The organism is Micromonospora sp. CA-244673 (assembly GCF_050948395.1).
GTDB lineage: Bacteria > Actinomycetota > Actinomycetes > Mycobacteriales > Micromonosporaceae > Micromonospora.
In genome coordinates this window covers 5,235,454-5,247,976 of sequence record NZ_CP192019.1, presented here as the reverse complement: position 1 = coordinate 5,247,976, position 12,523 = coordinate 5,235,454, and the positions used below count along the sequence as shown (strand labels likewise).

At 73.5% G+C, this 12,523-nt stretch carries 10 protein-coding genes; 5 read left to right on the top strand and 5 right to left on the bottom strand.

Features of this window, described 5'->3' with window-relative positions:
* Positions 1 to 131 precede the first annotated feature (131 nt).
* Positions 132 to 1,130: a TerC family protein gene (locus tag ACQP12_RS23915; protein WP_357949990.1), complete on the top strand. Its 999-nt coding sequence runs from the start codon at positions 132 to 134 to the stop codon at positions 1,128 to 1,130.
* A 61-nt stretch (positions 1,131 to 1,191) separates the two neighbouring features.
* Here ACQP12_RS23915 and ACQP12_RS23910 read toward each other — a convergent pair whose 3' ends face one another.
* Positions 1,192 to 2,109: an NlpC/P60 family protein gene (locus tag ACQP12_RS23910; protein WP_357949987.1), complete on the bottom strand. Its 918-nt coding sequence runs from the start codon at positions 2,107 to 2,109 to the stop codon at positions 1,192 to 1,194.
* Positions 2,110 to 2,152: 43 nt separating this feature from the next.
* Positions 2,153 to 3,250 carry a mandelate racemase/muconate lactonizing enzyme family protein gene (locus ACQP12_RS23905; protein WP_433282184.1) on the bottom strand — a complete coding sequence of 366 codons (1,098 nt, stop codon included), beginning with the start codon at positions 3,248 to 3,250 and terminating at the stop codon, positions 2,153 to 2,155.
* Between the two features lie 44 nt (positions 3,251 to 3,294).
* Between ACQP12_RS23905 and ACQP12_RS23900 the strand changes: the two genes are divergently transcribed.
* Positions 3,295 to 4,092: a tyrosine-protein phosphatase gene (locus ACQP12_RS23900; protein WP_433282182.1), complete on the top strand. Its 798-nt coding sequence runs from the start codon at positions 3,295 to 3,297 to the stop codon at positions 4,090 to 4,092.
* Between the two features lie 4 nt (positions 4,093 to 4,096).
* Here the strand turns inward: ACQP12_RS23900 and ACQP12_RS23895 are convergent, their stop codons facing one another.
* Complete coding sequence (locus ACQP12_RS23895; RefSeq protein ID WP_433282180.1) at positions 4,097 to 4,963, bottom strand: serine hydrolase; 867 nt, start codon at positions 4,961 to 4,963, stop codon at positions 4,097 to 4,099.
* A 66-nt stretch (positions 4,964 to 5,029) separates the two neighbouring features.
* Between ACQP12_RS23895 and ACQP12_RS23890 the strand changes: the two genes are divergently transcribed.
* Positions 5,030 to 5,692 (top strand): class I SAM-dependent methyltransferase, encoded by a 663-nt coding sequence (locus ACQP12_RS23890; RefSeq protein ID WP_433282178.1) that lies wholly within the window; start codon positions 5,030 to 5,032, stop codon positions 5,690 to 5,692.
* A 129-nt stretch (positions 5,693 to 5,821) separates the two neighbouring features.
* Here the strand turns inward: ACQP12_RS23890 and typA are convergent, their stop codons facing one another.
* Positions 5,822 to 7,690: a translational GTPase TypA gene (gene typA, locus ACQP12_RS23885; RefSeq protein ID WP_357949974.1), complete on the bottom strand. Its 1,869-nt coding sequence runs from the start codon at positions 7,688 to 7,690 to the stop codon at positions 5,822 to 5,824.
* A gap of 132 nt (positions 7,691 to 7,822) precedes the next feature.
* Here typA and ACQP12_RS23880 point away from each other — a divergent pair, with 132 nt between their 5' ends.
* Complete coding sequence (locus ACQP12_RS23880) at positions 7,823 to 9,277, top strand: DedA family protein (protein WP_433282176.1); 1,455 nt, start codon at positions 7,823 to 7,825, stop codon at positions 9,275 to 9,277.
* Between the two features lie 27 nt (positions 9,278 to 9,304).
* Positions 9,305 to 10,198, top strand: a complete 894-nt coding sequence (locus ACQP12_RS23875; protein ID WP_433282174.1) for a transglycosylase SLT domain-containing protein — start codon at positions 9,305 to 9,307, stop codon at positions 10,196 to 10,198.
* Positions 10,199 to 10,247: 49 nt separating this feature from the next.
* Here the strand turns inward: ACQP12_RS23875 and ACQP12_RS23870 are convergent, their stop codons facing one another.
* Complete coding sequence (locus tag ACQP12_RS23870) at positions 10,248 to 12,383, bottom strand: MMPL family transporter (RefSeq protein WP_433282172.1); 2,136 nt, start codon at positions 12,381 to 12,383, stop codon at positions 10,248 to 10,250.
* Positions 12,384 to 12,523 lie beyond the last annotated feature (140 nt).

Here is a 12,523-nt window from a genome sequence, read left to right as displayed (position 1 = left end):
GGTCAGCGACCCGCACCCCGGGCCGCTGGCGGAAGAGACCTCCGACAGTCACCAGAGTCAGCGTCGACGCACCCCGGCCCCTCACCCGGCGTACGGTGTGCCCGACGCTGTGTGTCTGCCGGAGGATGGATTTGAACGTGTCCGGATGGGTGTGGGCGGGAACCCTGGTCGCGATGACCGCGGTCCTGCTGGTCGACCTGTTCATCATCGGTCGCCGCCCGCACGAACCCAGCGTCCGCGAGTCGAGCCTGTGGGTCGGCCTGTACGTGGGGCTGGCCCTGATCTTCGGGGCGGGGCTGTGGCTCGCCTCGGGCCCCAGCGTCGCGGGCCAGTTCTACACCGGGTGGCTCACCGAGTACAGCCTCTCGGTGGACAACCTCTTCGTCTTCGTGATCATCATGGCCCGCTTCGGGGTGCCCCGGCAGTACCAGCAGAAGGTGCTGCTCATCGGCATCCTGCTGGCGCTGGTCATGCGGGGCGGCTTCATCGCCGCCGGCGCGGCGCTGATCTCCCAGTTCTCCTGGGTGTTCTACATCTTCGGCGCGTTCCTGATCTACACGGCGGTCAACCTGGCCCGCCAGGGGGAGCCGGACGAGGACGAGTTCAGCGAGAACCTGCTGATCCGGTGGAGCCGCAAGGCGCTGCCGCTGTCCCGCGACTTCGACGGTGCGCGGATGACCACCCACGAGAACGGGCGGCGGCTGTTCACGCCGATGCTGATCGTGATGATCGCGATCGGCACCACCGACCTGATCTTCGCCCTCGACTCGATCCCGGCGATCTTCGGCATCACCCAGGAGCCGTACCTGGTCTTCACCGCGAACGTGTTCGCGCTGATGGGGCTGCGGCAGCTCTACTTCCTGCTCGGCGGCCTGCTGGACCGGCTGATCTACCTCAGCTACGGCCTGGCCGTGGTGCTCGGCTTCATCGGGGTCAAGCTGGTCCTGGAGGCCCTCGCCGACAACAACCTGCCGTTCGTCAACGGCGGCGACCATGTGGCCTGGGCCCCGCACATTCCCATCTGGCTGTCGCTCACCGTCATCCTGGGCACCCTTGCCGCCGCCACGGCGGCCAGCCTGCTGAAGTCGTCCCGGGACCGGCGCCGCGAGCTGGCCGAGGCCCGTCGCTGACCGGACCGCGCGAAAAGGGGCGCCCCCGAGTTCGGGGGCGCCCCTTTCGGCGTACGGGGGGTCAGATCCGGTGGGCGCCGACCAGGGTGGCCTCCCGGTCCGGGGGGAGCCGCTCCTCGACGACCCGGCGTTTCACGTAGCAGGCGTGCAGCATCCGCCGGATCTCGCCCTGCGGCTCGGTGCTGACGATGCCGACGTGGTGGATGCGCCGGCCCGGCCGGGCGAAGAAGTAGAGGTCACCGGGGCGTTCCTCGCCCAGCGCCAGGGGAGTGGTCGCCTCGGCCTGGTCGTCGGCGTCCCGGGGCAGGGTCAGGCCGTACCGGCGCCAGGCCAGGTGCACGAGGCCCGAGCAGTCGATGCCGTCGGTGGACAGCCCGCCCCAGATGTAGATCAGGTCGCGCAGCCGCTCGGCGAGGGCGAGCGCCTCCTTGGCCTCCGGCCGCTCGCCGGGCAACGGGACCAGGTCGCCCTCCGGGGCCCAGAGCGGCTCGGCCCGACCGGGCGCGAGCACCGGCCGCCAGCCGTCCACGGGCCGCCCGGCCGGGGTGAGGCGGGTGCCGAGGACCACGCCGGAAAGGGCCGGCGGGCCGCCGGGGGCGGCGTGCAGCGCGGTGTGGACGGCGTCCACGACCAGCGGGGTGGCCGGTGGGCCGGGCTCCGCCGGTGCGGTGAGCTGGGCGGCGGGCAGCCACCCCGGATAGCCGCGTACGTCGAGCTTGGCGGCGGGCTGCGCCAGGGCGACGACGTGTGCCCAGCCGTCCGCGCGCAGCTCGGTGACCAGCACCCGCTCGCCGAGCAGCAGTTGCGTCAGGACGCAGTCGCCGACCTGCTGGTCGCGGTCCATGCCGGCGATCCAGGCGGCGACGTCCGGCGGATCGCCCAGCGCGGGGCGGTCGACGGGACGGACCGCCTCGGGGGTGGTCCAGAGGGTCGCCACCGGGACCCGGACGACGGCCTCGCGGCCCGGTTGAACCTCCATGCCCACCCCCACCTCACGACCTTATGAAAAATTCCACCGGCGCTCAACCACGCGCCTGAACCTTTGCTTCATTCACGTTGGCGATGCCGAGCCCCGGGGCGTCCGGCAGCACGACGGTCGCGCCGTCGTACCGGATCCCGCCGGCGACCGGCGACCAGGCCAGCCACCAGGCGGCGTCGAGGTCCGACACGGCCGTGGTGCCGTAGGCCGCGACCAGGCTCGCCGCCGCGCCCAGGCCCACCTGGCTCTCCATCATGGAACCGACGATGGTGCCCATGCCGTGCGCGGCGGCCAGGTCCAGCAGGCTCCGGGCGGTGTGCAGACCGCCGCACTTGGCCAGCTTGACGTTGACCATGTCGGCCGCCCGGCGGCGGATCACCTCGACCAGGTCGCGCAGGTCGAAGACCGACTCGTCGGCGAGGATCGGCAGCTCCACCCGGTCGCTGACCCAGGCCAGCCCGTCCAGGTCCCGCCGGTGCACCGGCTGCTCGACCAGCTCGACGTCGAGCCCGGCGTCCTCGATGCCGCGGATCACCCGGACCGCCTCGCGCGGGGTCCAGCCCTGGTTGGCGTCCAGCCGGATCCGCACCTCGGGCCCGACCGCGGCACGGACCGCGCGCACCCGGTCCAGGTCGCCCCGCGCGTCGGTGCCGACCTTGAGCTTCAGCACGGTGAACCCCTCGGCCCGGCGCCGGGTGGCCGCCGCGGCCAGGTCCACCGCGTCGCCGGCGGCCAGGGTGACGTCCGTCGGGACGCGCAGCGCGGTGCCGCCGAGCAACCGCACCAGGGGTACGCCGAGCCGCCGCGCGGCCAGGTCGTGCAGCGCCACGTCGATGGCGGCCCGGGCCGACTCGTTGCCCACCACGGCGCGGCGCACCTCGGCGCAGCGGGCCTGGAGGTCGTCGGCGTCCCGCCCGGTCAGCAGCGGCCCGAGGAGGTGCTGGACGCACGCCTCGGCGCCGGCGATCGACGCGCCGGTCACCTGCCAGACCTGCGGGGCCTCGCCGAAGCCCGACCGCCCGTCGGTGTCCACCACCTCGACGACCAGGGTGTCCACGGTGGTGGTGCGGCGCAGCGCGGTGACGAACGGGGTGTGTAAGGGGGCCGAGAGCCGGTGGGTGCGTACCGCCGCGATCGTCATGTGCGGCACCCTATACGGAGCTGGCGGCGAACAGGGGAGGGCCGATGACCGGGCGGGACTGGGAGCTGGTGGGCGCGCCGAACGCCCGTGACCTGGGCGGGCTGCGCACCTCGGACGGGCGGCGGGTACGCGCCGGCCGCCTGATCCGCACCGCGGCGCTCGGCCGGCTCACCGACGAGGACCTGCCGGTGCTGGGCAAGCTCGCCCCGGCCTGCGTGGTGGACCTGCGGCACGCCACCGAGCAGGCGGTCGCCCCGCCCGATCGGCTGGCCGGCGAGCCGCGGGTGGTGCACCTGCCGGTCTACGACTCGGCCCACCCGGTGTTCACCTACGTCTCGGCGGTGCTGCTCGGCCACAACCTCGACGCGTACGAGGAGTTGGCCCGCGACGGCATGCCGGGGGCGATGGCGGGCATCTACCGCTGGTTCGTCACCGGGGAGTCGGCGCGGGAGGGGTTCGGGACGGCGGTGCGGCTGGCCGCCGACGGGGCGAACCTGCCGCTGCTGTTCCACTGCTCGGCCGGCAAGGACCGCACCGGCTGGCTGTCGGTGGTGCTGCTCACCGCCCTCGGGGTGGACGAGCCGGTGATCCGCGCCGACTACCTGCGGCACAACGAGCTGACCGAGAGCCTGCGCGAGGTGCTGCTGGCCGCCATGACCCGCCGCCGGCCGGACCTGGACCCGGCGGTCGCCCGGCCGCTGCTGGAGGTGCGGCCGGAGTACCTGGACGCCGCCTACGACGAGGTGCGCCGCGTGCACGGCACGTTCGACGCGTACCTGCGCGACGGCCTGGGGCTGACCGACGCGACGCTGGCCGGGCTGCGCGCGAACCTGCTGGACTGAGCGGTCACCCGGCCAGGTCGTGCCGGGCCGCCCAGACCCGCGCGGAGACGTCGGCGATCAGGCGGCAGGCGTCGTCCTCGACCTCCTCGCCGCTCGGGCCGCCGTGGGCCAGGTCGGTGGTGGTGCAGACCACGACGGCGTACGGCGGGGCGTCGTCGGGGAAGACCACGCCGGCGCCGTGCCGGATGCCGCGTACCCAGCCGTTCTTGTGCGCGATCCGGGTCCCCTCGGGCAGCCCGGCGGCGAGGTCCTCGCGGTGTTCCTGGGCGAACAGCACGTCGAGCATGGCCGCGCAGGCGGCCGGTGAGGCGAGCGGGCCGGGCCGGCGCGCGCCGAGCGCCAGCCCGCCGAGCAGCGCGGCCAGGTCGGCGGCGGTGACCAGGTTGTCGATCCCGGAGTCGCGGGCCGCGAAGTCCTCGATGCCCCGGCCGGTGACGCTGTGCCGCGCCCCGGCCAGGGTCCACGCCTCGGCCACGGCGGGCAGCCCGACCTGACCGATGCAGATGTTGGTGGCCAGGTTGCTGGACCGGATGATCATCCGCTCGGCGAGCCAGCGCAGCGGCGCCGTTCCGCCCACCCGCGCCCAGACGGCGTCGTCGTTGTCGTAGTGCTGCGCGTTGGTGAACCGGGGCGCGCCGGGCAGGGCGGAGTCGAAGCTGTTGCGCACCGGGATCGGCCGGTCGAGGTCGACCCGGCCGGCCTCGGCGGCGCGGTGCAGGGCTACCAGCACGGCGACCTTCATGGTGCTGGCCGCGTAGTGGGTGGCGTCCGCGTGCCGGGTCCAGGTGGGCGGGGCGCCGAGCCGCCCGACGTACGCCGAGACGGTGCCGGGCACCTTGTCCAGGTGCGCGTCGAGATCCTCCCAGGTCATGCCGGTGACCGTAGCGGATCATCGCCGGGGCTGCGGTACGGGCCGGGCGGGGTCTAGCGTGCGGAGATGACGACTGCCGCGTACGACGCCATCGCCGACTGGTACGAGGAGTACGCGACCGACACGTCCGCGGACTACATGGACCGGGTGCGCCGGCAGATCGCCGACCTGCTCGGCAACGGGTCGGGCCGCTGCCTCGACGTGTGCTGCGGCACCGGGGTGCACGCCGCGCAGCTGCGCCGGCTGGGTTGGGACCCGGTCGGGGTCGACCTCTCCGGCGGGCAGCTGCGCTACGCCCGTACCCGGCTTCCGGTGGCCCGGGGCGACGCGACCCGGCTGCCGGTCGGCGCTGCGAGCGTGCCCGCCGTCACCTGCGTACTCGGGCACACCGACCTGCCGGACTACCCGGCGGTGATCACCGAGGCGGCCCGGGTCCTGGCTCCCGGTGGCCGCTTCGTGCACGTGGGGGTTCATCCCTGCTTCACCGGCGCGTTCGCCGACCGCTCCGACCCGGCCCGCATCGTCATCGACGGCGGGTACGCCGACCGGGACCGCACCTTCCGCGCCTGGAGCCCGACGGGCGTGCGAGCCCGGGTGGGCGCCTGGCACGTCCCCCTGGCCGACCTGCTCAACGCGGTGACCGCCGCCGGCCTCACCCTGAACCGCGTCCAGGAGTCGGGCTCCACGCCCATCCCCGACATCCTGGCCCTCCAGGCCACCAAACCCTGACCAACCCACCCGCCCCGCACCCCGCCCGCACGTGATCACCGGTGTGGACGTGGGTGTGGGCGTGGGCCTGGAAAGGGTGGAGCCCGGTCCGCCGGTTGGGGCGGTCCGGGCTCCGGGGTGGCTGTTTCGTCAGCCGGCGTGCTTGCGGCGGGCGGCCATCCGGCCGCGCTGGGTCTGGTCCAGCACCACCTTGCGGATCCGCACCGCGGCCGGGGTCACCTCGACGCACTCGTCCTCGCGGCAGAACTCCAGGGCCTGCTCCAGCGACAGCTTGCGCGGCGGGATCAACTTCTCGGTCTCGTCCGAGGTCGACGCGCGCATGTTGGTGAGCTTCTTCTCCTTGGTGATGTTGACGTCCATGTCGTCGGAGCGGGAGTTCTCGCCGACGATCATGCCCTCGTACACCTCGGTGGTCGGCTCGACGAAGAGCTGGCCGCGCTCCTGCAGGTTGATCATGGCGAACGAGGTCACCGCGCCGGCCCGGTCGGCGACCAGGGAGCCGTTCTGGCGGGTGCGCAGCTCGCCGAACCACGGCTCGTACGACTCGAAGACGTGGTGCAGGATGCCGGTGCCGCGGGTGTCGGTGAGGAACTCGGTGCGGAAGCCGATGAGGCCGCGCGCCGGGACCAGCCACTCCATCCGGATCCAGCCGGTGCCGTGGTTGACCAGCTGCTCCATCCGGCCCTTGCGGGTGGCGAGGAGCTGGGTGATCGCGCCCAGGTACTCCTCCGGGGCGTCGATGGTCAGCCGCTCGACCGGCTCGCAGGTCTTCCCGTCGATCTCCTTGGTCACCACCTGCGGCTTGCCGACGGTCAGCTCGTAGGACTCGCGGCGCATCTGCTCGACCAGGATGGCCAGGGCCAGCTCACCGCGGCCCTGCACCTCCCAGGCGTCCGGCCGCTCGGTGGGCAGCACCCGCAGCGAGACGTTGCCGACGAGCTCCTTGTCTAGCCGGTCCTTGACCATCCGGGCAGTGACCTTGGCACCCTTGACCCGGCCGACCAGCGGCGAGGTGTTGGTGCCGATGGTCATCGAGATGGCCGGCTCGTCGACGGTGATCAGCGGCAGCGGGACCGGGTTCTCGGCGTCGGCCAGGGTCTCGCCGATCATGATCTCCGGGATGCCGGCGACCGCGATGATGTCGCCCGGGCCGGCGCTGTCGGCCGGCTTGCGCTCCAGGCCCTCGGTCATCAGCAGCTCGGAGATGCGGACCCGCTGGGTGCTGCCGTCGGTGCGGCACCAGGCGACCGTTTCGCCCTTGCGGATGGTGCCCTGCCGGACCCGGCACAGCGCCAGGCGGCCGAGGAACGGCGAGGCGTCGAGGTTGGTGACGTGCGCCTGCAGCGGCGCGTCCTCCTCGTAGGCGGGGGCCGGGATGGTGTCCAGCAGGGTGCGGAACAGCGGCTCCAGGTTGTGGCTGTCGTCGGGCACCGAGCCGTCGGCCGGCTGGGTCAGCGAGGCGATGCCGTCGCGGGCGCAGGCGTAGACGATCGGGAAGTCGATCTGCTCCTCGTCGGCGTCCAGGTCGAGGAAGAGCTCGTAGGTGTCGTCCACGACCTCCTTGATCCGGGCGTCGGGGCGGTCCACCTTGTTGATCACCAGGATGATCGGCATCCGGGCCTTGAGGGCCTTGCGGAGCACGAAGCGGGTCTGCGGCAGCGGTCCCTCGCTGGCGTCGACCAGCAGCACCACCCCGTCGACCATGGTCAGGCCGCGCTCGACCTCACCACCGAAGTCGGCGTGGCCGGGGGTGTCGATGATGTTGATGGTGACCGGGTCGGAGCCGTCCGCCGGCAGGTAGCGCACGCCGGTGTTCTTGGCGAGGATGGTGATGCCCTTTTCCCGCTCGAGGTCCATCGAGTCCATGACCCGCTCGGTGGTCTCACCACGGGCGCCGTAGGCGCCGGCCTGCCGCAACATGGCGTCGACCAGGGTCGTCTTGCCGTGGTCGACGTGGGCGATGATGGCGACGTTGCGGAGGTCGGTGCGAAGCTGCATACCCTCCATACTCCTGTCTGCGGTTGCCGGGGCACGCCTCGGGGGTCACCCCGAGATCGCCCGGATCTCTGCCGAAAGTGCTGTCCCGACCGTTTCAGCGACTGGCATGCTGGCTCCCGTGCGGGGAACCGGATGCCTGACCTGCTGAACTGGCTGCAGGAGCTGCCGCCCCTGCTGATCTACCTGGTCGCCGCGACGATCGTCGCGGGCGAGACCGCGGTGATCTTCGGACTGCTGGTGCCGGGCGAGGCGACCCTGCTGCTGGTCGGCTTCTTAGCCTACGCGGGGACGCTGCGGATTATTCCGGCGCTGCTGGCCATGACGGCGGCCGCCGTGATCGGAGACACACTCGCCTTCCGCGCCGGCCGGCGGTACGGGCCGAAACTGCGTGCCTCCGGCCTCGGCGCCCGGATCGGGCCGCACCGGTGGCGGCGCGCCGACTCGCTGCTCGACCGGCTCGGTGGGCGGGGCGTGCTGGCGGCCCGCTGGGTGGCCTTCGCCCGCACCCTGGCGCCCCGGCTGGCCGGCGCGGCCGGGCTGCCGTACCGCCGGTTCGCGCCGTGGAACCTGGCCGGGGTGGTGAGCTGGGTCGGCGCGTCCGTGCTGGTCGGCTACGCCGCCGGCGAGTCGTACGAGCGGGTGTCCCGGCTGCTGGGCCGGGCCACCGGCGCCGTGCTCGTGCTGCTGGTCTGCCTGGTCGGCGTGGTGTTGGCCGGCCGTTGGCTGGGCCGCAACCCGGACCCGGCGCGGGCGCTGGCCGCCCGGGCCGCCGCCCTGCCGTCGCTGCGCTGGCTGCGCGCCCGCTACGGGGTGCTGTTCTTCCTGCTCGCCATGCGGTTCGGCCCGGCCGGGACGCTGCTGATCAACCTGGCCGCCGGCCTGCTGCTGCTGTTCGCCGCCGGGCTGGCCGTCGCGGCGGTGCTGGAGGCGGTGGTCCGGCACAGCGGGCTGGGGGTGCTCGACGGGCTCGTCGCCGACTGGTTCGCCGCCCGGCGTACCCCCGGGGTGGCCGACGCGGCGCTGGGCGCGGTCTCGGTGTTGCGCGGCTGGCTGCTGATCGCCGCGGTGGCCCTCGTGGCGGCGGTGGTGGCCTGGCGGAGCCGGCCCTGGCGGGCCGACCTGCTCAGCGTGCTCGGCACGGTGGGAGCGTTCGTGCCGCTGGTGGTGCTGGTCGTGGTGGCCGGCCTGACCGGGCCGGGCGGCCCGGACGGCGCCCCGGACCTGCTGCCCACCCAGACCGCGGTGGTCACGGCGAGCTTCGGCACCCTGGCCTGGCTGCTCTCCCGGGGCGCCCGCTGGCCGGTGGCGGTGGCGGTCTGGACGGGCGCGCTGGCCGGCGTGGTCGCCGTCACCGGCGCCCGGCTCTACCTGGGGTGGAGCACGGCCAGCGGCACGGCCACCTCGGTGCTGCTCGGTGCGGCCTGGGTCACCGTGTTCGTGGTCGCCTGGGCCACCCGGGACCACGCGGTCGGCGGGGACGACCCGCCGCCCGGCCCGGACGGACCGGCCACAGGGGACGGACCGCCGCGGCCGAGGGCCTCCCGGCCGGCCTCGCGGGTACCCCGCCGGCCCGCCGACCCCTGCTAGGGTGCGGACGACCACGGGGGAGGTCTGATGCGTCGAGGAGTGGGCCGCTGGGCCACGGCGGCGGTCGCCGCGCTGCTGGCGGCGAGTGTGGTCACCGGGTGCGGCGGCGGCGACGAGCCGACCCGCGAGGTGGCCGTCGAGCTGCCCAGCGAGGCACCCGTCGAGGCGCCGGCGGACGACCCGGCCGACCTGCCGAGCGACGAACCGCCCGCGGAAGCGGCGATGGGTGCCCGGCCGAGCCCGAGCGCCTCCCGGACGGCGAAGCCGACCACCGGGCGGGCCGGTGCGCCGCGGCCCACGGTGAAGCCGCTGACCGAGACGAAGGCGCCGCCCGCCCCGAAGCCCCCGGTGACCGGCTGCAAGCCCAGCTACAAGGGCACCGCCGCCACCCGCGGCCAGGTCAAGCAGGCGCTGACCGACGCCGCCGCGAAGACCTACTGGCCGGTGTCCGCCCCGGACATCAAGGTGCCGCTCAACCTGGTGAAGGCGACGGCCTGGCAGGAGAGCGGCTGGCAGTCCAACATCTACGCCTGCGACAGCGGCGTCGGGCTCATGCAGGTCCAGCCGCCGACCGCGAAGTTCGTCAACGACCGGTTCGAGAAGAGCTACGAACTCGACGCCTACCGGGACAACGCGGTCCTCGGCGCCAACTACCTGGCCTGGCTGACCAAGAAGATCGGCGACTCCCACTTCGGCTCGGACTACCGGCTCGACACCTCGCTGTGCACCAGCGAGCTGACGTCCTGCCTGCTGAACGCGGTGATCGCCGCCTACAACGTGGGCCCGGGCAAGGTCGCACCGGACTGCGAGCCCGGCAAGAGCCCGCCGTGCGGGCCGCCACCGCCGCTGCGGATCCCCAACGACACGTACGTCTACAACGTCCGGGCGCTGATGACGGAGTGCGTCTGCCTGGAGTACTGAGCCCACGAGACGGGGCCCCGGCGGAGGATCGCCGGGGCCCCGCACTGTCTCAGTCCCGCGTGGCGGCCGGCGCGACGGCCGGCGGGGCCGCCTGCGCGGGGGCGTCGGGCTCGCGGGCGATCCGCCCCGGCCACCAGAACCGGTCGCCGAGCAGGAACGCCAGGGACGGCACCAGCACGGTGCGGACCAGCAGCGTGTCCAGCAGGACGCCGACGCAGACGATGATCCCGATCTGGGTGAGGGTGATCAGCGGCAGCACGCCGAGCACCGCGAAGACCGCGGCCAGCAACACGCCCGCGCTCGTGATGACGCCGCCGGTGACCCGCAGCGCGGAGAGCATGCCGTCGCGGGTGCCGCTGCGCCGGGCGTCCTCCCGGGCCCGGGTGACCAGGAAAATGTTGTAGTCGACGCCGAGCGCCACGAGGAAGACGAAGGCGAGCAGCAGCACCCCGCTGTCCAGTGCCGGGAAGTCCAGCACGTGGTCGAAGAGCAGCCAGGCCGCGCCGAGGCTGGCGAAGAACGAGGCGATCACGGTCAGCACCAGCAGCAGCGGCGCCAGGAGCCCGCGCAGCAGCAGCACCAGCACCGCCCCGATCAGCAGCAGGATGAGCGGCAGGATCAGCTGGAGGTCCTTGCTGTTGGCCTCGTTCGAGTCGTAGGTCGCGGCGACCGGGCCACCGACCAGGGCGCCGTCGGGAGTGTCCGCGCCCTGGACGGCGGGCGGCGCGGAGTCCGGTACGGCGGCCACGGCATCGCGCAGCGCCACCACGGCCCGGTCGGAGGCGGCGCTGCCGGGCTCGGCGGTGAGCACCACGTCGATCTGGGCGACCCGGTCTCCGGCGGCGCCGGGACGGGCCGAGGCGACCCCGTCGACGTCGCTGGCGGCGGCAAGGACCGCGGGGGCGGCCTGCGGGTTGGTGAGCACCGCCACCGGCTGGGTGCTGCCGGCCGGGAACGCCCGCGCGAGCGTCTCCGCCCCGGCGACCGCCTCGGGCTTCTCGCTGAACTGCTCGGTCTCGGACAGGCCGGTGCGGATGCCCAGCCCGCCGAGGGCGAGGCCGGAGAGCAGCAGGACGGCGAGCGCGGCGACCGGCAGCGGTCGGCGGACGACCATCTCGCCCAGGCGGCCCCAGATCCGTCCCTCGCGGGCGGCGCTGCCGACGCGGGGGATGAACGGCCAGAACAGGCGCCGGCCGAACAGCAGCAGGGCGGCGGGAAGCACGAACAAGGCGGAGAGCATGGCGAGGATCACACCGGTGGCGCAGGCCAGGGCGAGCGCCCGGTTGGTCTCCTGCTCGGAGAGGAGCAGGGTGAGTACGCCGAGGACGACGGTGCTGCCGCTCGCCAGGATCGGCTCGGCGGTGCGGCGCAGCGCGGAACGCATGGCGGCGAACCGGTCCTCCTCCCGGCGCAGTTCCTCCCGGTAGCGCGCGATGAGCAGCAGGGCGTAGTTGGTCGCGGCGCCGAACACCAGCACACTGGCGATGCCGGTTACCTGCCCGCTGGGCAGATAGATGCCGAAGGCGGGCACGAGGGACTCCACCACGCGCAGCGTGATCTGCTCGGTGGCGCCCACCACCAGCAGCGGTACGAGCCACAGGAACGGGCTGCGGTAGGTGACCAGCAGCAGCACCGCCACCACCGCGGCGGTGACCAGCAGCAGCGTCGTGTCCGCGCCCTCGAACACCTTGCCGAGGTCGGCGGTGAACGCCGGGCCGCCGGTGACCTCGACGGTCAGCTCACCGGGCAGGTCGCCGACCGCCTCGCGCAGCTTCTCCACCTCGTCGACCACGGCCCGTGGGCTGCCCTCGGTGGACAGCGGCACCGCGACAAGCGCCACGGTGCCGTCCGGGGAAACCTGAGCGGGGGAGACCCGCCCGCCGGCGGCGAGCGAGCTCAGCTCGCCCGCGATGCCGTCGAGCACACCGCGGTCCGCGCCGCTGAGCGGAGCCTGGTCGGCGCGGCTCACCACCACCAGGGCGGTCTGGGAGTCCTTGGCGGGCAACTGGTCCTGCAGCCGTTCGACCTGCGTCGACTGCCATTTCACGGACAGGCCGGTGTCGGAGACGGGATCGGGATTGTCCGCCTTCGGCAGCCCGAAGGCGACCACGCCGACGACGAGCGCGGCGGCCAGGGTGAGCCAGGCGGCGAGCCGGCCCCGGACGACGCGGGTGAACAGTGACATCGGATGCCCTCACATGAATGGTCGAGGAGGAATCTCTTCAAACAAGTATCTTGATGAGCGAGATTATCCGGGGTGGCTCTATGCTGCAACCGGACCGGTTGGGACAGGGGGGGTGGCGGCGGAACGTGGGCGCGCAGAGC

What these genes read in the sequence shown, in the direction of transcription:
- ACQP12_RS23875 (WP_433282174.1), top strand. Translation starts at nt 9,305, where the DNA reads ATGCGTCGAGGAGTGGGCCGCTGGGCCACGGCGGCGGTCGCCGCGCTG.
- typA (WP_357949974.1), bottom strand. Translation starts at nt 7,690, where the DNA reads ATGCAGCTTCGCACCGACCTCCGCAACGTCGCCATCATCGCCCACGTC.
- ACQP12_RS23895 (WP_433282180.1), bottom strand. Translation starts at nt 4,963, where the DNA reads ATGACCTGGGAGGATCTCGACGCGCACCTGGACAAGGTGCCCGGCACC.
- ACQP12_RS23890 (WP_433282178.1), top strand. Translation starts at nt 5,030, where the DNA reads ATGACGACTGCCGCGTACGACGCCATCGCCGACTGGTACGAGGAGTAC.
- ACQP12_RS23900 (WP_433282182.1), top strand. Translation starts at nt 3,295, where the DNA reads ATGACCGGGCGGGACTGGGAGCTGGTGGGCGCGCCGAACGCCCGTGAC.
- ACQP12_RS23910 (WP_357949987.1), bottom strand. Translation starts at nt 2,109, where the DNA reads ATGGAGGTTCAACCGGGCCGCGAGGCCGTCGTCCGGGTCCCGGTGGCG.
- ACQP12_RS23880 (WP_433282176.1), top strand. Translation starts at nt 7,823, where the DNA reads ATGCCTGACCTGCTGAACTGGCTGCAGGAGCTGCCGCCCCTGCTGATC.
- ACQP12_RS23870 (WP_433282172.1), bottom strand. Translation starts at nt 12,383, where the DNA reads ATGTCACTGTTCACCCGCGTCGTCCGGGGCCGGCTCGCCGCCTGGCTC.
- ACQP12_RS23905 (WP_433282184.1), bottom strand. Translation starts at nt 3,250, where the DNA reads ATGACGATCGCGGCGGTACGCACCCACCGGCTCTCGGCCCCCTTACAC.